14 protein-coding genes are annotated in these 20,887 nt (G+C 67.4%); 8 read left to right on the top strand and 6 right to left on the bottom strand.

Features of this window, described 5'->3' with window-relative positions:
* Positions 1 to 16 precede the first annotated feature (16 nt).
* Positions 17 to 1,396 (bottom strand): MATE family efflux transporter, encoded by a 1,380-nt coding sequence (locus AAF604_23580; GenBank protein ID MEM7052665.1) that lies wholly within the window; start codon positions 1,394 to 1,396, stop codon positions 17 to 19.
* A 57-nt stretch (positions 1,397 to 1,453) separates the two neighbouring features.
* On the opposite strand from AAF604_23580, the gene AAF604_23575 reads away from it, so the two are divergent.
* Positions 1,454 to 1,873: an HIT family protein gene (locus AAF604_23575; protein MEM7052664.1), complete on the top strand. Its 420-nt coding sequence runs from the start codon at positions 1,454 to 1,456 to the stop codon at positions 1,871 to 1,873.
* Positions 1,870 to 5,109 carry an FG-GAP-like repeat-containing protein gene (locus tag AAF604_23570; GenBank protein ID MEM7052663.1) on the top strand — a complete coding sequence of 1,080 codons (3,240 nt, stop codon included), beginning with the start codon at positions 1,870 to 1,872 and terminating at the stop codon, positions 5,107 to 5,109. Before AAF604_23575 ends, AAF604_23570 begins: the two co-directional genes overlap by 4 nt.
* Positions 5,110 to 5,142: 33 nt before the next feature.
* Here the strand turns inward: AAF604_23570 and AAF604_23565 are convergent, their stop codons facing one another.
* Positions 5,143 to 5,637 (bottom strand): MarR family transcriptional regulator, encoded by a 495-nt coding sequence (locus AAF604_23565; protein ID MEM7052662.1) that lies wholly within the window; start codon positions 5,635 to 5,637, stop codon positions 5,143 to 5,145.
* 144 nt (positions 5,638 to 5,781) lie between these two features.
* Between AAF604_23565 and AAF604_23560 the strand changes: the two genes are divergently transcribed.
* Positions 5,782 to 6,243 (top strand): hypothetical protein, encoded by a 462-nt coding sequence (locus AAF604_23560; protein ID MEM7052661.1) that lies wholly within the window; start codon positions 5,782 to 5,784, stop codon positions 6,241 to 6,243.
* A gap of 46 nt (positions 6,244 to 6,289) precedes the next feature.
* Here AAF604_23560 and AAF604_23555 read toward each other — a convergent pair whose 3' ends face one another.
* Complete coding sequence (locus tag AAF604_23555) at positions 6,290 to 7,171, bottom strand: neutral zinc metallopeptidase (protein MEM7052660.1); 882 nt, start codon at positions 7,169 to 7,171, stop codon at positions 6,290 to 6,292.
* A 109-nt stretch (positions 7,172 to 7,280) separates the two neighbouring features.
* The gene (locus tag AAF604_23550) at positions 7,281 to 8,405 is read right to left on the bottom strand and encodes a hypothetical protein (protein ID MEM7052659.1); all 1,125 of its coding nucleotides are present in this window, start codon (positions 8,403 to 8,405) and stop codon (positions 7,281 to 7,283) included.
* Positions 8,406 to 8,592: 187 nt separating this feature from the next.
* On the opposite strand from AAF604_23550, the gene AAF604_23545 reads away from it, so the two are divergent.
* Positions 8,593 to 10,197, top strand: a complete 1,605-nt coding sequence (locus AAF604_23545; GenBank protein MEM7052658.1) for a M20/M25/M40 family metallo-hydrolase — start codon at positions 8,593 to 8,595, stop codon at positions 10,195 to 10,197.
* 411 nt (positions 10,198 to 10,608) lie between these two features.
* Here AAF604_23545 and AAF604_23540 read toward each other — a convergent pair whose 3' ends face one another.
* Positions 10,609 to 13,158, bottom strand: coding sequence for an FG-GAP-like repeat-containing protein (locus tag AAF604_23540; GenBank protein MEM7052657.1), 2,550 nt, complete (start codon positions 13,156 to 13,158; stop codon positions 10,609 to 10,611).
* 338 nt (positions 13,159 to 13,496) lie between these two features.
* Here AAF604_23540 and msrB point away from each other — a divergent pair, with 338 nt between their 5' ends.
* The 4 genes from msrB to AAF604_23520 all read left to right on the top strand — a co-directional run bounded on the left by msrB (position 13,497) and on the right by AAF604_23520 (position 19,971).
* On the top strand, positions 13,497 to 13,895 hold the full coding sequence (msrB, locus tag AAF604_23535) for a peptide-methionine (R)-S-oxide reductase MsrB (GenBank protein MEM7052656.1): 399 nt from the start codon (positions 13,497 to 13,499) through the stop codon (positions 13,893 to 13,895).
* A gap of 306 nt (positions 13,896 to 14,201) precedes the next feature.
* The gene (locus tag AAF604_23530) at positions 14,202 to 17,525 is read left to right on the top strand and encodes a S41 family peptidase (protein MEM7052655.1); all 3,324 of its coding nucleotides are present in this window, start codon (positions 14,202 to 14,204) and stop codon (positions 17,523 to 17,525) included.
* Positions 17,526 to 17,741: 216 nt separating this feature from the next.
* Positions 17,742 to 18,971, top strand: coding sequence for a hypothetical protein (locus AAF604_23525; GenBank protein ID MEM7052654.1), 1,230 nt, complete (start codon positions 17,742 to 17,744; stop codon positions 18,969 to 18,971).
* Between the two features lie 10 nt (positions 18,972 to 18,981).
* Positions 18,982 to 19,971: an alpha/beta fold hydrolase gene (locus tag AAF604_23520; GenBank protein ID MEM7052653.1), complete on the top strand. Its 990-nt coding sequence runs from the start codon at positions 18,982 to 18,984 to the stop codon at positions 19,969 to 19,971.
* A gap of 231 nt (positions 19,972 to 20,202) precedes the next feature.
* On the opposite strand, the gene AAF604_23515 is transcribed toward AAF604_23520, so the two are convergent.
* Positions 20,203 to 20,887, bottom strand: a 685-nt coding sequence (locus AAF604_23515; protein MEM7052652.1) for a choice-of-anchor U domain-containing protein, incomplete at its 5' end; no start/stop codon positions are given.

Here is a 20,887-nt window from a genome sequence, read left to right as displayed (position 1 = left end):
CTTTTTCAGCAACCTGCTAGGAACTCTCTACCTCGGCTGCCGGCAGGACCCTGCGCAGCCGCACCGTCAGCAGTAGAGCGGCGAGGGTCAGGCCGGCGATCAGGCCGATCCACATGCCGCGCGCTTCGAGCTGCCAGCGAAAGGCCAGGGCGTGGCCCAAGGGCAGGCCGCAGAGCCAGTAAGCGACCAGGGTCAGGAGCATCGGCACGCGGGTGTCCTTGAGACCGCGCAAGGCTCCCGAGGCGCTCACCTGGAGTCCGTCCGAGAGCTGGAAGACGGCGGCCAGGAAGAGCAGCTGGACGGCGATCACGACGATCTCCGTGTCGCCGGTGTAGATGCGGGCGATGGGCTCGGGAAAGAGCAGCATGCAGGTGGCGGAGAACACCTGGACCGCCATCACCACGGCCACTCCGACGATTGCCGCCCGGCGGATGCCAGGGGGATCTCGGCGACCGACGGCGTTGCCCACCCGCACGGAAATGGCCATCGACAGGCCCACCGGGATCATGAAGGTGATGGCGACGAAGTTGAGGGCCACTTGGTGGGCGGCGACGATCTTGGTGCCGAGGGACCCCAGCAGCAGGGCGACGGTGGCGAACAGGCTGGCCTCGACGAAGATGGCGATGCCGATCGGCAGGCCGACCCGCAGCAGGTCGCCGAGCTCTTGCCGTCGCGGGCCCTCGAAGAGGGCGAACAAGCCGAGATCGTCGTAGCGCGGGTGGCGGGCGAGGTAGATCAGAATGCTGATCACCTGCACCCACCAGACGCAGGCGGTGGCATAGCCGCAACCCTCGGCGCCGATGGCCGGCAGGCCGAGCTTGCCGAACATCAACGCATAGTTTGCGGGGATGTTGACGGCCAGGCCGACGAGGGCGAAGTAGAGGGTCGGTCGGGTGGCGCCGAGTCCTTCGCTGACGAAACGCAGGGTGAGGTAGAAGCCCCAGGCGGGGATTCCCCAGGCCATCGCCCGCAGGTAGGCCACCACCGTCGGAATGATCTCGGCCTGCACTCCGACGGCCACCAGCAGGGGGCGGATCTGGGTGACGGCCATGACCGCCACCACGATCAAGCCGGCGGCGAGCCACAGGGACTGGCGAGCGAAGGGCGCCACCGCCGGCCGCCGGCCGGCGCCATCGAGTTGCGCGATGGACGGTGGCACCGCCATCAGCACGCCCATCACGAAGAGATTGACCGCCGACCACACGCTGTTGCCGATGGCGACCGCCGCCAGGGCGATGGCGTCGATGCGGCCGGCCATCACCGTGTCCGTGAAGTTGAGGCCCATCAAGGCGAGCTGGCCGCCCACCAGTGGTCCCGCCAGGCGTAAGAGATCTCTTACTTCGAGACGCCAGGCAGGGGAGATCGTCGGAGTTGGGGAAGGGGCCGTGGTGGACATTGGAGAAGGGCTCGGGAGAGGCCCGAGACGGCCGGATGCTACGTTAGAATTCGTCCCATGGAAACCGTCTTCGACAAGATCCTCTCGGGCGAAATTCCCTCCTATCGCGTCTATGAGGACGAGCACGTCTTCGCCTTTCTCGACATCGGGCCGCTGAGCGACGGCCACACCCTGGTCATTCCCAGGGAGCGCAAAGCCCACCTCCACGAGCTCTCGGACGCCTCGGCGGCTGCCCTCGGCCGAGTGTTACCGCGACTGTGCCGGGCGGTGATGGCGGCGAGCGGTGCCAGCGCCTACAACGTGCTGCAGAACAACGGCGCCGAAGCCCATCAGGCGGTGTTCCATGTCCATTTCCACATCATCCCGAAGATCGGGGAGTCGGGGCTCGGCGTCGGTTGGCAGGCCGGTACCCTCGATCCGCAGCGGGCCGAAGAGCTGGTGGCCCGCATGCGCTCGACCTTGGAAGTGAGCCCATGAGCGCTCTGGCGAGACGCTGTATCGGCCTGTTGGCGCTGGTCGCCATGGTTGCCTGCGGCGGTGGCGACGCACCGCCGACCACCCCTTTTCTGGAGGCGATGAACGCCGGCAAGGCCTACCTCGAGAACAAGGACTCGGCGAAGGCCCTCGAGGCCTTCGACAGAGCGGTGCTGGAAATGCCGCGGTCGGCGCCGGCCTGGCGCAACAAGGCGCGGGCGGAGCTGCTGGCCCGTGATCACGCCGCGGCCCTCGAAAGTCTCGCCGAAGCCGCCGGTCTCGAGCGGTCGGCGGCGGCGACGGAGTACCTCACCGGCCTCGCCCACGCCCGCGAGTCGCGCTTCCAGCAGGCTCTCGGGCCGTTGGAGGAGGCGGTGCGCCTCGATCCCGAAGAGCCGCCGCTGCGCTTTCAGCTCGCCAACGCCTACCAGGCTTTGGAGCGCCTCGACGAGGCCGTCGAGCAGCTCCGCGAGACGGTGAGGCTCGATCCCCTCCACGCCAGCGCCCACTTCAAGCTCGCCACCTTCGCCCGCCAGAACGGCGATCGCGAGGAGGCGATGGCGCGGCAACGCGAGTTCTTGCGCCTGCGCGAGCTGCAGGGCGAGGAGGCGCGCTCGGCGGAGGCCCTCGAGACCTCACGCTACACCCTCGCCGAGGCGGCGCCGGCGGCCGCCGGTCCGGTGACGGCGCCGATCGCGGTGAGCTTTCGCGACGCCACCGAGGAGTGGTTTGCGGGCGGCGAGGGCGTCGTCGCCGCGGCGGTGCTGTCGGTCGACGCCGAGGGCAAGCCTCGGGTGGTCGCGGTCGACGACGACGGACAGCTGATGATTCGCCAGCCGGGTACTCCGATGCCGGCGGCGGAGGACCGCCTGTCGACCCTTCCGGGTTTCGAGTTGCTGGTCGGCAACTACTTCGACCGGGTGCCCGAGGGCGAGCACTACGATCCGGTGGTGGATGCCCGCAACGATCTCGTCGTGCTGAGCGCGGCGGGTTCCCGCTTCTTCCTCGGCAGCGACGACGGGGGATTGGAAGATGCCTCCGAGCTCGCTGGGCTGGGCGACCTCACCGTCGAATCGGCGGCCTGGGCCGATTTCGAGCATGACGGTGATCTCGACCTCTGGCTGGGTGCCGGTGAGGCCGGGGCGAAGATCTATCAGAACAACGGCGATGGCAGCTTCAGCGATGTCTCCGAAGCGGTCGGCATCGGCCTGTCGGGGCTGGTCGGAGCCCTGGGCGCGGTGGACCTCGATGGTGATATCGCGGTCGACCTGATTGCGGCGCATCCGGTGACCGGCACCCTGGTGTACGAGAACCAGCGCACCGGACTGTTGGCGCCGCGCCCGGACCCGCCGGGCTTGTGGCCGCCGGCGGACCATCTCCTGATCGACGATGTCGACAACGACGGCCGTCCGAACGTTCTGTTGATCACCAGCCAGGCCGGCGAGGTGGTGATCATCGAAGGCGGCGAGCGTGCCACCCTCGCTCTGGGGACTGCGGTGCTCGGCGCCGAGCTGATCGACGCCGACAACGATGGCTGGCTGGATCTGGCAGCGCTCACCGAGAGCGGCCTCGCGCTGTGGCGCAACGGCGGTGCCGCCGGCTGGGCGCCCTGGCCGGAAGGCGCCGGCCTGGGCGAGATCGCCCTGCAGAATCCCCGCTCGGTCGAGGCGGTGGACCTCGATGCCGACGGCGATTCGGATCTCTTGATCGTCGATGACCGCGGCCTGCGGGCGCTTGCCAACGAAGGCGGCAACGTCCACGGTCAGCTCAAGCTCAATCTGGTCGGAACCAAGACCAATGCTGGCGGTATCGGCACCCATCTCGAGCTGCGCGCCGCCGACCTGATGGTGAGTCGCGAGGTCACCGGTCCGGTGGTCGAGCTCGGCATCGGTGATCGCACCCGTCTCGACAGCGTCCAGACGCTGTGGACCAACGGCGTGGTCGACAACCAGCTGGGAGTCGATGTCGGCAAGGCACCGCTGACCATCGACGAGAAGAACGTCGCCACCGGATCTTGTCCTTTCCTCTATGTCTGGGACGGCTCCGAGTTCCGCTTCGTCACCGATCTGCTCGGCAACTCGCCCCTCGGTCTCTCGATCGTTCGCGGTGTGCCACTGCCGGCGGATCCCGACGAGATCGTCGCCGTCGGTCCGCTGGCGCCGAAGGACGGCTCCTTCGTGTTCGCCGCGACCAGCGAGTTCCGCGAGCTCTTCTACTTCGACGATGCGCGACTCCTGGCGGTCGACCATTGGCCGGGCATGGAGGTCCATCCCACCGACAAACTGATGCCGCCGCCCTATCCGAAGTCCGAGGTCTGGGCCCTCGACGGGCGCCGGCCGTTGCGACGGGCGGTCAGCGACGACGGCAAGGACCGCACCGCCGCCGTGGCCGAGATCGACGGCACTTTCTCGGATCCCGGAAGGCCGGTGCCGCCGCCCTACCGCGGGGTGGTGGAGCCGCTGGCGACGAGCTTCGACTTCGGGCCTCTGGAGAGTGATCGTCCCTGGGTCTTGGCGCTCACCGGCTGGCTACAGTACGGCGATGCCAGCACCAACATCGCGATTTCCCAGAATCCGGCGGTGACCGCCGAGTCGCCGCGTCTCGAGGTCGAGGTGGGCGGCGAGTGGCGGCCCGTCGACGTGGTGGTGGGTATGCCGGCGGGTAAGACCAAGACCATCCTGGTCGATCTTGCCGGCAAGCTCCCGGCCGGTGCCGGCCGCCTGCGGCTGACCACCTCGATCGAGCTGCGGTGGGATCGCGTGGCGCTGTTCGAGCGCTCGTCCGAGAAGCTGCTCGGGGTGCACGCGATCGAGCCGGCTTCGGCCGAGCTCTACGAGCGCGGTTTCTCGGAGATCCGCTCCCGTCACCCCGGTCACCCCACCACTCCGGCCTTCGCCGAGGTCTCGGCCCAGCCGCCCTGGCGCACCACGCCGCAAGGCTGGGTGACCCGCTACGGCGATGTGCTGGACCTGGTGAACCGCCGCGATGGCCGTCTGGCGATCCTCAATGCCGGCGACGCCGTCACCCTGAAGTTCGATGCCGCGGCCCTCGCCGAGCCGCCGGCGGGCTTCGAGCGCAGCTACTTCTTCTACTCGGTCGGATGGGACAAGGACTCGGACCACAACGTCATCGCCGGCGATTCGGTGGAGCCGCTGCCGGACGAGGCGGACCTCGAAGGTTCGTGGCGAAGCGAGTACAACACCCGCTGGGTGCCGTCCGACTACCACGGTCGGCGGTAGGGGAGCGGCGCCGTTGCGCCGGCCGCGCTGCCCTCAGCTCGCGGCGGTGAGCGGGTAGCGCAGGTCCGAGAGAACCGCGTCGAGCAACGCCAGGCGCTCGGCGCTGAGGTGGCCGAGGAGGCGATCCAGCAGCTCTTGATAGATCGGCTCGACCTGGTCGATCTTGGCTCGGCCCTCGTCCGTCAAAACCACCTGGACCACCCGGCGATCTCGCGACGAGCGCTGGCGCTGAGCCCAACCTTTCTTCTCCAGGCGATCCACCAGCCGGGTGATGTCCGGATCGCGCGCGATCATGCGCTTGCCCAGCATGCCGTGAGACGCCCCCTCGGAACCCGCCTGTAGCAGCGTGCGGAGGATGTTGTAGAGCGGCTCCGTGAGCCCATGGCGCTGGAGGAGCTGCGTGACCTCGCCATTGAGGGCGGCGTGGGTGCGCACCAGATTGAGGTAAGTCTCGCGGGTTGGCTGGGAGTAGGCGGGGTCGTCACCGACCTGCTCGCGAAGGGACCACTGGCGTTTCGGTTCGTTCATGAACCAAACATACCTCGCGAGGATATTCGTTGTCAACGAGTTTTTTCGAACTTTCAGGCGTAAGTGCCGGGATTTGGGTCGTCCTCCTGAAGTGCAAGGGAGCGGCGAATGTTTCGTCGGCTCCGTCAGAAAAGAGGAGGCAAGATGAGTCAGTACCTTCACTGGCGCCGCAAGGTGCAGATCAGCTGTGGTCCTGTCGGTTGTTTCGAAGGTTGTGCAGTGATTGCGGCTGGTAGCGGCGAGACCGACGAGTGCGGGCAGTGTGTTCTTCCGTTGAGCGAGGTGCTCTGTCAAGAATCGGCCTCTAAGGTGGCTGCTTTGAGCATTGTGGCTACGGCGACCTGGACTGTTGCGAACGAAGAGAGGGCGGTTACGGCCGACATCCCACAAGATGAGAAGGAACCTTCAGGATCCCCTCCCAGTAAATGTCCCTATCCTGGACACGAAGCGGTGTTCATGACGGCGTCCTGGACTCGGCAGCAGGACGAAATCCTTCTCCACTTCCAAAGCTGGGGAGAAGACTGGGAACCTGCTGCTCATACGTCTTTCTACTGGCATCTCATGGCGCCGGAGCGCCAAGATTCCAAGCCCCACGAGTGCAAGTAGGCTCGGTCGAATTCTGGCGAGAACTGCCAGCTCAGAACACGACCCACTAGTTGAATGTCTGGCAGGCGCTCGGGTCGCCGCTGTTGAGGCCCCGGCGCAGCCATTCGACGCGCTGCTCGGAGGAGCCGTGGGTCCAGGACTCCGGGCGCACGTAGCCGCCGGCGCGGCGCTGCATCATGTCGTCGCCGATGGCGGCGGCGGCGCGTAGCCCTTCTTCGATGTCACCGGGCTCGAGGAGGTTGCGCGAGTGGTAGCCCCAGACGCCGGCGAAGCAGTCGGCCTGCAGCTCGAGGCGTACCGACAGGGCGTTGGATTCGCGCTTCGAGCTGCGCTGCTGCATTCGGCGCACCTCGCTCGAGATGCCGAGCACATTCTGCACGTGGTGGCCCACTTCATGGGCGATGACGTAGGCCTGGGCGAAGTCGCCGGGCGCTCCGAACTGGCGCGACAGCTGGTCGAAGAACGACAGGTCGAGGTAAATCTTCTGGTCCGCCGGACAGTAGAAGGGACCGACCGCCGCCGATGCGTAGCCGCAGGCGGAGGCCACCGAGTTGGAGAACAGCACCATGGTGGGGAGCTGGTAGCGCTGGCCCATGCGGTTGAAGAGCTGGCCCCAGATGTCTTCGGTGCCGGCGAGCACCGTCGAGGCGAATTGGCCGAGTTCGTCCTGAGGCGCTGCGCTGGGACCGGCCGAGCCTGGGAACTGGGGACCGGCCTGCGGGATCTGCGCCCCCGGCCCACCGCCACCGATGACCTCGACGAGCTGCAGCGGATCCTGGCCGGTGATCATCGCCAGCAACAAGAGGATGACGATTCCGCCACAGCCAATGCCGGCTCCGCGCCGTCCGACGGTGCCTCGGCCGAAGGGACTACTGCTGCCCCGCCGATCTTCTACCTGGGTGCTCTGTCGACGACCCCTCCAACGCATACTGACCCCTCCTCTTGGGCGATGAATCGAGTCTCGAGTCCCACCGCGGGCCCGGAGCGCGGCCCCAGGAGTTTGCTTTTGTGCGGTGAGAAAACGAGGACTGAAAAGATTATCCCACGCTTCCCGCCGAGGCGGTGGTCAGGAGCCACTCGGCGAAGGCGTCGTCGAGCTCCTGCCAGGAGCGGCCGAGGGCCGCGGCGAGGTCCTGGGAGTCGTAGCGCCGACCGCGATGGAGCTCTCCGAGGTAGGCGCGAAAGGGCGTCGCCAGCCTCGGCTCGAGCAGCAGAAAGCGCACCAGCAGGGCGCTCTGCTCGTAGTCGAAGGACACCACCTCGGCATCGAATCCGGCCGCCGGTAGGTGGACCAGGCGCTGGACCGAACCGGCTCGACCGCCGCGGTAGGCGGTCGCCAGGCGGGCGGCCTCGGCCTCGGCACCACGCACGCCGGTCAAGGGCTCGAGGCCACTCTCGCCGGCCGAGTCGCCGAGGGCGTCGGCGAGGCCCTCCGAAAGCCAGCGCGGCAGCTCGCGGCCGACGGCGCGGCGATTGAGCAGGTGGGTGAGCTCGTGCACCAGGGTTTCGAGCACGCGGTCGCGCTCCTGGTCGCCGACATAGAGCGCCACGTAGCCGCGGCCGGCGTGGGCGGCGTAGCCGGCTTTGGGGCTGCGGGGAACGGTGGCGCTGAAGCGGCGAAAGGCCGCGGGTTGATCGAAGAGCAGGATCGAGGCCACCGCCGAGCCCACCGGGCGAACGCCCAGACGGCGCTCGTAGGCGGCCTCGATCTGGTTGGCGAGGCGATCGCAGGCGCTGAGCAGGCGCGGGTCCGAGACATCGGTCACCAAGGGGTAGGGTCCGCAGCGCAGTTCTCCGGCCGCCGTCGCCATCTCGGCGCGAGCGCGGGCGATCAGCTCATCCTTGGCGGGTGCTTCCTGCCGCGGTCCCGGCGGTGGGCTGGTGACCCGGAACTGGCGCCCCGAATCTTCCACCTGGACCCAGGCGGTACCGTCTGCCGTGGCGATGCGAAACCAGGGCGGGCGCTCTTCGGCGACGGCGATGGCACCGTCCTGGCCAAAGCTCCCGATCACCGGGGAGTCGGCGGCTGGGGATTCGTGAAGGGGAGTGCCGGCGCTCAGCCTGAGATAGAGGCGCCCCGTCGGTTCGGCCGCTGGCGGGATGGGGGTCTCCGGAGTGCAGGCCAGAGCCGAGGCGAGCAAAATGCAGAACAAGAAGCGCACGAACCGATCCTACCGAAGCGCGTATATCTCAGGGGAAGCGAGCCGCTCACCCTTTGCAACCCTTCCGGCCTTTACGTCGGCGGGGGATTCTGACAGCGTCGCGGCTCCGCCGAACCCTCCGAAGGGGCGATGGCAACGCTGCTGCCGTTTGCGGCCGCTCGGTTTTCCGTTCGAAAGGACTTGTGTCATGGGTCGAAGGTTCTTGTTCGTGTCGCTGGTTGTGTCCCTCTTGTCGCCCGCTGCCACCGCCTTCGCCGAGCCGGAACCGGTGGACCTCGACATGGTGACCAAGATTCGCGACGAAGGCCTCAACCGTTCGCGGGTGATGGAGATCGCCGCCCACCTGACGACCGGCATCGGGGCCCGCTTGACCGGTACGCCGGCCCTCGAGGAGGCCAACGAGTGGACCCGCAACTGGCTCGAGGAGCAGGGCCTGTCGAAGGCCGAGGTGGTGCCCTTTCCGTTCGGCGAGGGTTGGACCTTCAGTCGTTCCGAGGTCAAGCTGACCAAGCCCTACGAGGCGGTGCTCTCGGCCTTGCCGGAGGCCTGGACCCCCGGAACTCAGGGGGCCGTTCAGGGACGGGCGATGCGTCTCGAAGTGAGCTCCGTGAAGGACCTCGAGGAGTACGCCGGCAAGCTCGAGGGCACGATTCTGTTTCTCGACGAGGAGCGCGAGATCGAGGAGTCGGACCGGCCTCCGTTCCGGCGCTACTCGGACGACGAGCTCAGCGAGCTGGTCTCCATCGAGCTCAGCGAACGGCGCCGCCGCGGCAACTGGCGGGAGCGCGCCCGCAAGCGTTGGAAGGCCGGCGAGGAGCTGCGGCAGCGCTTGATCGACGAAGGGGTGGTGGCGACGGTCGAGATCAGCAGCCGCAACCACGGCATCGTGCGCGTCACCGGCGGTGGCTCCGGCGGTCGCAGCGAGCGCAGCCGGGGGGTGCCGTCCTTGGTGATGGCGGCGGAGTCCTACAACCGGGTGCTGCGACTACTCGACGAGGACGCCGAGGTCGAGCTCGAGATCGACATCGCGGCGCGATTTCATCCCGCCAAGGACTCGTACAACACCTTCGCCGAGCTTCCCGGCGGGGATCTCGCCGAAGAGGTGGTGCTGGCGGGCGCCCATCTCGACTCCTGGCACGGCGGTACCGGGGCGACCGACAACGCCGCCGGCTGCGCCGTGGCGATGGAGGCTCTGCGCATCCTGAAGGCCCTCGACGTCGAGCCGCGGCGCACCATCCGGGTCGCCCTCTGGACCGGTGAGGAGCAGGGTCTCTTCGGCTCCCGGGCCTATGTCGAGGAGCACCTCGCCACCCGGCCGGAGCACACCGATTCCCGGCAGCTCGCCCTCCCCAAGGGCTTGCGCGACGCCACCTGGCCGATCCAGCCGAAGCCCGATCACGGCCGCTTCTCGGCCTACTTCAACCTCGACAACGGCGGCGGCAAGATCCGCGGCATCTATGCCCAGGAAAACGCCGCCATCCGACCGATCTTCGAAGCCTGGTTCGAGCCCTTCCACGACCTCGGGGCGACCACCGTGACCCTCGAGAGCACCGGCTCGACGGATCACGTGCCCTTCGACCGCGTCGGTCTGCCGGGGTTCCAGTTCATCCAGGACGGCCTCGACTACTGGAGCCGCACCCACCACTCCGACCTCGACACCTTCGACCACCTCCACGAAGGCGACCTCAAGCAGGCGTCGGTGGTGCTGGCCTCATTCCTCTACCACGCCGCCATGCGCGACGAGCTGCTGCCGCGCAAGCCAATGCCGCAGGAGCCTCCGAAGGACCGCTAGTAGGCGGCGGTCGGCGAACCGAGCCCCGGGAGGCTGTTCGACAGCCTGGGACCGGGTCCGAGGGGGCTGTGGTCCTCGGCTGAATCTCGATCGACAGAACTTCGAAGCATGAACGACCCCGAGCCCAGCGAGCTGGGCGTCCTGGGCCCGAGGGCAGCAGGCGAACCTGCACAGGGCCCCGAGCGCCGCCGAGGATGAGGGCCCCCGGCCAGGGTTGAAGGTGCACGACATGTGCGAAGCGCGGGCCGCCGCAGGCTAGAGGGGAGCGCCTTCAGCCTCCTGCAGCCGACGGCTCCGAGCGCGACTAGCGCGAGGCGGCGCCCTGCGGGCGCCGAGGACGGGGGCGCCCGGCCAGGGGTGAAGCCGCACGACATGTGCGTGCGGCTGAGGGGGGCGCCTTTAGCCCCCCTGTCACGAAAACCCGTCGATGAAGGACAGGTTGGTGTCGATGCGGCGCTCGAGGGTGCGCTGGTCCTCGACGAAGGCCTTGACCTGGTCGTCCCCTTCCACCGCCAGGCGCTCCTCGAGCGGCCCGACGGGGTAGAGCCGGAAGCCTTCCTGCCAGGCTTCCCGGGCCTCGGCGACGCGACCATCCTTGGCCAGCGCGTCGCCCAGGGCGACCCAGCTCAGGATGCGCTGCTCCTCGGCTTCGTCGGCGGAGGTCTCGGCGAGCTCGATGGCGCGCTCGAGATCTTCGGCGGCGTCGTCCGAATGACGCAGGCCGCGCGGCCAGTGCAGGTGATTGAGGCCGCGCATGTAGTAGGCCGGCCAGTGGTCCGGATACTTCTCGATCAGATAGTCCGCCTGATCGAGGGCCTTGCGTGCCAGGGTGCCTTTGCAGACGATCGCCGCCAGGCCGCCGCAGGTGGGCAGCTTGTCGATGTAGGCCGAGTGCAGCTCGAAGCGCACCCAGTCGTCTTGCGGCCGCTCGTCGACGAAGTCTTCGAAGAAGTCGACGGCCCGGTCGAAGGCGCCGTAGGTCACCGCCTCCTGACGATAGAGGGCGGCGAGGGTGTGCTGCGGTCCGTCCTTGCGCAGCATCTCCTGCTCGATCTCGGTGAGCAGGCGGTCGAGCTTGTCGGGCTCGATCGGAACCACCTGCGGCCCCATGTCCTCGAGGCGGCGCTCGCGCTTTTCCGGCGTCGCCACCTCGATCTTCATCAGCTCGGTGTAGGCCTCCGGGTCCTGGCGCACTTTGATGATCTGGTCGACGGCGACGTCCTCGAGGTACTGCAGGCCGCCGTCCGGCCAGCGCACCTCGACCAGTGCCACCTGGTCCGCCTCGCCGAGGCCGAAGTGCAGCCGCGGGTCGCTTTGGCCGGAGAAGCCGTTGCCGCCGTCGCGCTCGCGAATCTGCTGCACGGCGCCGGAGATCACCGTCACGCGGGTGCCGATGGCGTCGGCGTTGACGCCGGTGGCGGGGTCCGTTTCGAGCTCGAGCACCAGCCAGTGGCGGCCTTTCGCCGAGTCGTTGCGGTAGAGCTCCGGCGGCTGATCCTGATTCGCCAGGAAGAGGTCGAGGTCGCCATCGTTGTCGAAGTCGAAGACGGCGGCGCCGCGGTTGTCGCGCCGGCTGGTGACGCCGAGCTCCTCGGCCTGCTCGACGAACTGGAAGAGGCCGTCGTTGCGGAACAGCCGAACGTGCTCGTAGCCGGAGAAGGAGCGGTCTCGAATCGGCGGCCAGTTGGCGGCATCGGCGACGTCCTCGCCGGTCACCGTCCAGGAGGCCAGGTCGTACCAGAAGTTGCCGTCACCGGCGCTGATGAAGCCGTTGAGCTGCACCACGTCGAGGTCGGTGTCGTTGTCGAAGTCGAAGAACTTGGCGCCCCAGCCCCAACCGCCGTCGTAGGTGCCGGACTCGAGGGAGAGGTCCGTCAGGGTGACCACGCCGTCCGGCCCGGGGCCGTTGTTGTGCCACAGCATGTTGCCTTCCTGCAGGTACTCGGCGGTGGTGATGTTGGTGACGAAGCCGTCCAGCCAGCCATCGTTGTTGAAGTCCCCGAAGTCGATGTTCATGCCCTTCTTCGAGTCGAAGCCGATGGCCGTGTCGGTGACGTTGGTGAAGCTGCCGTCGCCGTTGTTGAGGAACAGTTGATCGGGCCCGAAGTCGTTGGCGCAGTAGAGGTCCGGCAGGCCGTCGTTGTCGATGTCGGCGGAGCCGACGGCGAGGGTCCAGCCGGTGTCGTCGAGGGCGAGGTCGGCGGCGACCTCGGTGAAGCTACCGTCCGGGTTCTGCCGGTAGAGGTAGTTCTTGCCGGCGTTGCGCGCCTTCTCGAAGTCGTCGTGCATGATGCGGGTGTCTTCGAGGTCCCAGAGGTCGACTTCCTGGAAGTAGTTGCCGACGTAGAGATCGAGGCGGCCGTCGCGGTTGTAGTCGAAGAACAGGGCGGCGTTGCCGTTCGCCCACTGGCTGCCGGCGCTGCCGTCGCGGCGCTTGAAGACCTTGTCGGTGATCTCCGTGAAGGTACCGTCGCCGTTGTTGCGGTAGAGCGAGTCGTTGCCCCAGCGCACCAGGTAGAGGTCGTCCCAGCCGTCGTTGTCGATGTCGCCCCAGATGGCGTCCATGCTGGTGCCGCGTTCGTCGTTGGCGTCGGCCAGGCCGGCGTCGGTGGCGCGCTCCGAAAAAGTGCCGTCACCGTTGTTGCGGTAGAGCATGTTGGGAGTGCCCTTGCGCGAGTTGGTGAGGAAGAGGTCGACCCAGCCGTCGTTGTCGTAGTCGCCGGCGGCGACGGCGGCACCGACGCTCGAGACCCAGGAGTTGATGTGGGCCAGCTTGCCGTCGAGCTGCGGCTTTTGATGGACGTGGTCGAAGCCCGCGGCGGCGGCGATCTCGGTGAAGATCGGAGTGACCTTGGCGACTTCCGTCTCCGCGGCCTGGGAGGCGTCTCCGGCACAGCCGCTGAGGCCGACGAGGGAGAGGATGAGCGCGATCAGGGGGAGGGCGAATCTCGACGGCTTCATGGCGTGTCCTCGGTCAGGTCTTCGGTTCGGGGTCGAAATTCTTCGGTATGGCTCGAAATTGACGATTTTTTGAAGTTTATGAGTAACTTTCTATTGTACCCCCGGACGGGGCCTCTCGCAACTCCGCGGCAGGGAATTTTTGCCCCCCCTCGACGGTTCTTTGAGGTGTTCATTCCCGCGCCCTCTCGGCACTCGGCGAGTCTTTCGTCGCTGGGGAACCCTCTACCTGGGACAAGCGCAAAAATGGGGCCTCGTCCCTATTCGCCGGAAGTCGTTGCCTTCCCTGGCGATCGGCGAGGCGCGCTGCCGGAGAGCGAATCTTCACGGAGAACACGACCATGAGCGAGATGCGAAACAAGAGCGACGACCAGTGGCGGCAGGAGCTCACTCCGGAGCAGTACCGGGTGATGCGCGAGAAGGGCACCGAGCGCGCCTTCACCGGCGCCTACTGGGACAACAAGGAGCCCGGGGTCTATCGCTGTGCCGGCTGCCGCTCGGAGCTGTTCCGCTCGGAGACGAAGTACGATTCCGGATCCGGCTGGCCGAGCTTCTGGGAGCCCAGCGAGGGCGATGCGGTGCGCCTCGAGCGCGACTCGAGCTACGGCATGATCCGCACCGAAGTGCTCTGTGCGAATTGCGATGCGCACCTCGGACACGTCTTCCCGGATGGTCCGCGGCCGACCGGCGAGCGCTACTGCATCAACTCCGTTTCGCTCGATTTCGAAGAGAAATCGTGAACCTTCGGCCCGTCACCGCGTAGGATCGCCCAGTGGGAAGTCCCTGCCGATCCTCCGGTGAGGCACCGGATTCGGCGTGGGGCCCATCGAAATCGACAGATGGCCCGTGGTGGCCCGGCGGCGGTCTCGACCAGGACCGCGCAGGGAAACCGCGGGCTTTTGCCTGACCAAAGGCTGGTGTCACCTCTCGCGGCCGCCCGGGCCGCAACGTCGGAGGTTGAAAAGAATCTCGTCTACTAGCAGCCAAGGAAGAGTCGCGGAGCGGACTTTTCTTCGGCCTGCAAGCGGAAGTCCAGGAGGGAGCTCATGTTGCGATCCAAGCTTGTGATCCTTGCGGTGTTGGCCCTGGGATGGGCCTTTCAGGCGACGGCCGAAACTCGGCTGTTGCGCTTTCCCGACATCCACGGCGACCGGGTGGTGTTTTCCTACGCCGGCGACCTGTGGAGCGCATCCGCCTCCGGCGGCGCGGCGACTCGACTGACCGCCCATCCCGGTCTCGAGCTGTTCGCCAAGTACTCGCCGGACGGCCGCTGGATCGCCTTCACCGGCCAGTACGACGGCGATGAGCAGGTCTACGTGATTCCCGCCGGCGGTGGCGAGCCGCGTCAGCTCACCTTCTATCCCGCCCTCGGCCCCTTGCCGCCGCGCTGGGGCTATGACCACCAGGTCTTCGGCTGGACCCCGGACAGCGAGGCGGTGGTCTTCCGTTCGGCCCGGGACGGCTGGGACCTGTCCGACGGTCAGCTCTTCACGGTGCCCCGAGAGGGCGGTCTGCCGGTGGCGCTGCCGATGCCGACGGCCGGCTCCGGCGATCTCTCCGCCGACGGCAAGCGGGTCGCTTACTCGCCTCTGTTCCGTGATTTCCGCAGCTGGAAGCGCTACGAGGGAGGCTGGGCCCAGGATCTGATGCTCTTCGACATCGAGGCCGGAACCACTCGCGAGCTGACCGATCATCCGCGCAGCGACCGCGATCCGATGTGGGTCGGCGACGACGTCTACTTCAGCTCCGATCGCAACGGCACCCTCAACCTCTATCGCTTGGCCGACGGCTCCGGAACGGCCGTCGCGGTGACCTCGTCGACGGAGGCCGACGTCCGCTGGCCGAGCTCCGATGGAGTCAACCGGGTGGTCTACGAGCTCGCCGGCACCCTGCACGTCTACGACGCGGCCGCCGACGCCTCCCGGGCCCTCGCCATCGACGTGCCGACGGACGGTCTGTGGACCCGGCCGGTGCGCAAGTCGGTCGCCGATCAGCTCGAGAACTTCGACGTCGGCCCGAAGGGCGAGCGCGCCGTCTTCGTGGCCCGGGGCGATGTCTTCTCGGTGGTGGTCGAGGACGGCCTGACCCGCAACCTGACCCGCACCTCTTCGAGCCACGAGAAGGGCGCTTCCTACTCGCCCGATGGCAAGCACATCGCCTTTCTGTCGGACCGCAGCGGTGAGGAGGAGCTCTATCTCATCGCCAGCGATGGCCGCGGCGAGTGGACCCGCCTGACCGACAACGGCGACACCTTCCGCTATGCCCCGGTGTGGTCGCCGGATGGCAAGTACCTGGCCTTCGGCGACAAGCGCGGCAAGCTCTTCGTGGTCACCGTCGAGGGGCGCTCGATGGTCGAGGTGGCGGGCGATCGCACTGGCACCATCGGGGACTTCGACTGGTCGCCGGACAGTGGCTATCTGGCCTTCTCGATGGGTGACCAGAACGAGCTCAACTCGCTGTGGATCTGGAGCCGGGAGGACGGCGAGCTCCGCCGGGTCACCAGCGATCGCTTCAACGAGTGGAGCCCGGCCTGGGGCGCCGGTGGCGAGTACCTCTACTACCTGAGTGATCGCGAGTTCGCGCCGCAGATCGGCTCCTTCGAGTGGAACTACGCGGTTGACCGGGAGACCTATCTCTATGCCCTGGCCCTGCAGGCCGACGGAGCCCATCCGTTCCCGCGCCACGCGGCCTTCGACGATGGCGACGAGGAGGAGAAGGACGAGCCGGCCGAGAACGGCGATGAGGGCAAGGCCGAAAAGAAGAAGGGCAAGAAGAAAGGCGACGCTGCGAAGGAAGACGATGGCGATGACGACAAGGGCCTCGAGATCGACTTCGACGGCCTCGCCGAGCGGGTGGCGCGGGTGCCCGTGGAGGCCGACAACTACGGCGCCCTGATGGCCGTCGAGGGCTACCTGATCTACGCCCGCACGTCGCCCTTCTACTACGGTCGCTCGGGGGATAGCCGGCCGTCGCTGCACGCCTTCTCGCTCGAAGACCGCGAGGCCTCGGAGATCGTCGGCGGCCTGGGCGGATTCGCTCTGTCGGCCGATGGCAAGAAGGTGATGGTGAGCCGCAACGGCAACTTCGAGATTCGGAAGATCGGCTCCAACGGCGACGGCGAGTCGGTCTCGACGGCCGGTCTCGAGGCGACGGTGGTGCCGCGCGAGGAATGGGCCCAGATCTACGACGAGGCCTGGCGCCGCTTCCGCGACTTCTTCTACGTCGAGAACATGCACGGCTACGACTGGCAGGCCCTGGCCGAGCGCTATCGGCCGCTGGTGGCGGAGGCCGGCCATCGCTCCGACATCAACTACATCATTTCGGAGCTGATCGCCGAGCTCAACGTCTCCCACGCCTACATTTCGGGCGGCGACATCGAGCTGCCGGAGCGTCCGGCGGTGGCCCTGCTGGGAGCCCGCTTCGAGCTCGACGAGGCCTCCAACCGCTACCGCATCGCCGAGATCTTCGCCGGTCAAAACGCCGAGGATCGCTATCGTTCGCCGCTCACCGAGGTCGGGGTCGGCATCGCCGTGGGCGACTACCTGCTGGCGATCGACGGCCAACGTCTCGAGGGCGGCGACAATCCCTGGCGCTTGTTGCGCCACCGCGCCGATCGGCCGGTGGAGCTGACCGTCGCCAAGCAGGCCGACGGCGAGTCTCGCCGGGTGATGATCGAGCCGCTGCGCAGCGAGGATCCGCTGCTCTACCTCGGTTGGGTGGAGCACAATCGCCAGCGCGTCGACGAGCTTTCCGATGGCCGCCTGGGCTACCTCCACATTCCCGACATGGGCGCCAACGGCATTCGCGAGTTCATCAAGTATTTCTACTCCCAGGTACGCAAGGAAGGCTTGGTGGTGGATGTGCGCGGCAATGGCGGCGGCAACGTTTCCCAGATGCTGATCGAGCGCCTGCGCCGCGACGTGCTGTCCCTCGGCTACCGCCGCGACAGCGAGTTCCCCTCGACCTATCCGGGGGTGGTCTTCGCCGGCCCGATGGCGGCGCTGCTCAACGAGACCTCGGCCTCCGACGGTGACATCTTCCCGGCGATGTTCCGCCAGGCCGGGCTCGGACCCCTGATCGGCAAGCGTTCCTGGGGCGGCGTCGTCGGCATCACCAATCACGGACCATTGATCGACGGCGGTGGCGTCTCGGTGCCCGAGTTCGGCTTCGCTTCGCCCCAGGGCGAGTGGATCATCGAGGGCTACGGCGTCGATCCCGACATCGAGGTGGAGAACGATCCGGCGTCGCTGTTGGCCGGTCGCGATCCCCAGCTCGAGCGCGCCGTCGAAGAGGTGCTGAAGGCGATCGCGGCCGAGGGCAGCTACCAGCTCCCGACGGAGCGACCGGCGGATCCGGTGAAGACCCCTTGAGCCCCTTCGAGCGGCGCCTGGCTTCGCCCAGGCTCTGATCTGCGAGCGATTCCGAGCCCGTCCCTGGCGGGCTCGGGTCTCCCGCTGGCGGCGGCCCGGGCAACGCTTGCAGAGCACCGGGGGCGAAAATCGCGGCATGGGTTTGACGTCGGTGACCGGGTCGAGCGAAAATTCACCCGGTTTCCGGAATGATTCAGGAGCCGAGAGGAGGATTGCATGTCAGTTCGTGCCGGCAGCTCGCTCTTCGCTGGCTTGTTCGCAGTGATGTTCGGCATGGTTGCCGAGGCCCAGAATCTCGAGAACGAAGACGGCGTGGCGGTCTATCGGGACCCTTCCTTCGAGGGCATTGCCGAGATCTTCGATCGCGACGTGCCGGACATGCGCCGCACGCGCGTCGGTGACGACCGGGTGACCTCCGTCGCCGTCAGCCGCAACTGCGTGGCGCGCCTCTATCAGCATCCGAACTACGGTGGTCGCTTCACCGAGGTGCGCGACGCCATCGCCGACCTGCGCGGCTCGGAGGTCGGCGACGACAGCGTCTCTTCCCTCCAGGTGCGATGTCAGGGCACCGCCATCGGCGGCCCCCACGGCGTCGTGACGGTGTATCGGGACCTGTCCTTCCGGGGCGTTTCCGAGAGCTTCGACCACGACATGCCGGACCTGCGCCGCAGCCGTGTCGGCGACGACACCATCACCTCCGTCTCGGTGTCTCGCGACTGCGTGGCCCGTCTCTACCAGCATCCCAATTTCGGCGGCCGCTACACCGAGGTACGCGATGCCATCGCCGATCTGCGGGGCTCCGAAGTGGGCGACGACGGAGCGTCTTCCCTGCAGGTGCGCTGTGATCTGCACGGCGGATCCCACGTCGGCGTGACCCTCTATCGGGACCTGTCCTTCCGGGGCGTTGCGGAGAGCTTCGACCACGACATGTCCGATCTGCGGCGCAGTCGTGTCGGTGATGACACGGCGACCTCCGTCGAGGTCTCCCGCGGCTGCGAGGCCCGCCTCTATCAGCATCCCAACTTCGGCGGCCGCTCCACCGAGGTGCGCGACGCCATCGCCGACCTGCGGGGATCGGAAGTCGGCGATGACGGCGCTTCGTCGGTGCGAGTGCGCTGTGACGATCCCTGGAACGACGACTCTTGGCACGGCGACTTCTGGAGCGACGATTGGGACTCGGAGGGGCCGGCCAACGAAGTGACTCCGCGCGGTGCGAGCCTGTATTCCGGAGCTGGCTTTCGCGGCATGCGCACCAGCTTCGACGACGAAGTGAGGGATCTCGACCGACACCTCATGAACGGCTTCCGCTCGCTGCGGCTGTCGGCCAAATGCGGCGTGCGCCTCTATCGCGAGGTCGACTTCAGCGGTCCCTACGTCGAGCTGTGGAACGACGAAGCCGATCTCGGATCGCGCCGCTATCGCTCTCTCCGCCTGTGGTGTGACTGAGGAATTCGCGATGGCGAAGCGGCGGAGCTCTCGGCCCCGAACCTCGCCGAGTCGATCTTCTCGAAGCGGTGGCTCGAAGCGCGGACGCTGGTCGTCCCGCCCGCTGTGGGCGTTGCTCGGCCTGTCGGCCCTCGGTGCCGCGGCGGTGGTGTTGTCGAGCCGACGGATTCGGCCCCTCGACGACTGGAGCGGTCTGCTCGACGAGGCTCCCGACAGCAAGCGACTGCTGCGTTTTCCGTCGGTGACGGTGCCGGTCGAAGGGCCGCAGGGCATTCTGGCGGTGGCCGATGGCGGCCATGGCGGGATTCCGGTGGTCTTCGTTCACGGCCTGGGAGGGGCGGCGGACCAGTGGCAGGGCCAGCTCGAGGCGGCCCGCGGTAGCCGGCGGGCCGTCGCCGTCGAGCTGCGTGGCCATGGCCGCTCCGACCCCGCCGATGATGGCGTTTATGGCATCGAGGAGTATGCCGACGACGTCATGGCGGTAGTGGACGATCTCGGTTTCGAGCGCTTTGCCCTGGTGGGTCACAGCCTGGGGGCGCTGGTCACCATCGAGGTGGCGGCGCGTCATCCGGAGCGGGTCGATCGGCTGCTGCTGGTCGATCCCAACGGCGATCAGTCGGGTCTGCCTCGGGAAGAGGTGGAGGGCTTTCTCGAGGTCTTCGCCGATCGGCCGGCGGAGGAGCTGCGCTTCCACTTCCAGCAGGTTCTGGCGGGGGCGGCCGAAGGGGTCAAGGAGCGAGTCCTGGCCGATCTCGACAACCTCGACGAAGCGGCGATCGCGCAGTCCCTCGGCGCTGCCGGGATCTATCCGGCAAGCGCGCGACTGAGTGCCTACGAAGGTCCTCGGCAGCTCCTGATCACCGAGCTCAATCAGCTCCCGATCAGTCTTCATCGCCTGCTGCCGGAGCTGCCCGTCAAGCTGATCGCCGGCACCAGCCATTGGGCGATGATGGACGACCCGGACTCGGTGAACGACGTCCTGCGCCTGTTCCTTTCCTAGCGAGTTGCTGGAAAACCCATCGACAACCTGCTCCCGGGTCCGAGAGGGCTGGGCGCCCCGGCCCGGCGGCGGCTCAGCCGCCGCGACGGGAGAGGAGGCCCAAGAACCACGCTGCTTGGGCCGGAGAGGGGCGCTCAGCCCGGGACGCGCAGTCAGGGGCGCGCAGCCCCTCTCGAAACAGACAGCTAGCAGCGCTGGAAAAGCCGCAAAACGGACTTTTTCAGCAGTCTGCTAGCCGGAGCGTTGGGATGAACGGCGTCGGATGAGGATTCCAGCGGCCCCCAGCAGGAGGCACAAGATCATCAGCCCCAAGGAGCCGAGGGTGGGTATTGCGGCGAGCGGTAGCCCGGGCCCGCCGGGATCAACGATCTGGCCGTCGTCTCCGGTGGCGTCGCCGAGGGCGTTGTCGGCCAAGTCGAAGGTCGCCGTGGCCACGGTCTGGCCGAATACGATCGTCGTGCCGAAGACTGCACCTGGCATGGAGTACCAAATCTCACTTGCCGAGCCCGGTGGGTTCGGGCCGTGCTTGCGGTAGGTGAGGCCTGCCAGACTCTCGATGCCGTGATAGAGCACGGTCACGGTGGCTGTCTCGCAGGGCAAGGAAAAGCCGAGCAGCCCGAACGGATAGGCATAGCCATCCGGATCCGGCGTGATGGCAACCGAGGTCTGGACTTCGTTGAGTTGGCTGCAGGCACCGCTCACTTCAACGCTCAGATAGCCGCCACCGTCAGCGGCGGGCAAAGAGGCCACATCGCTTTGCTCGGCGTCCGGGATGCCATCGCCGTTGCCATCGCCAAAGTTGGGCCCGGCGTTTTCGACGTCGGCGGGCACGCCATCGAAGTCTTCGATGATGAACTCGGCGGTGACCATTTGCGGCGCGGTGACGTTGTCGAGATCACAGGTGAGACCCACACAG

This window comes from Acidobacteriota bacterium (assembly GCA_039028635.1).
Classification (GTDB): domain Bacteria; phylum Acidobacteriota; class Thermoanaerobaculia; order Multivoradales; family JBCCEF01; genus JBCCEF01.
This window is presented reverse-complemented; position numbering and strand designations above follow the sequence as displayed.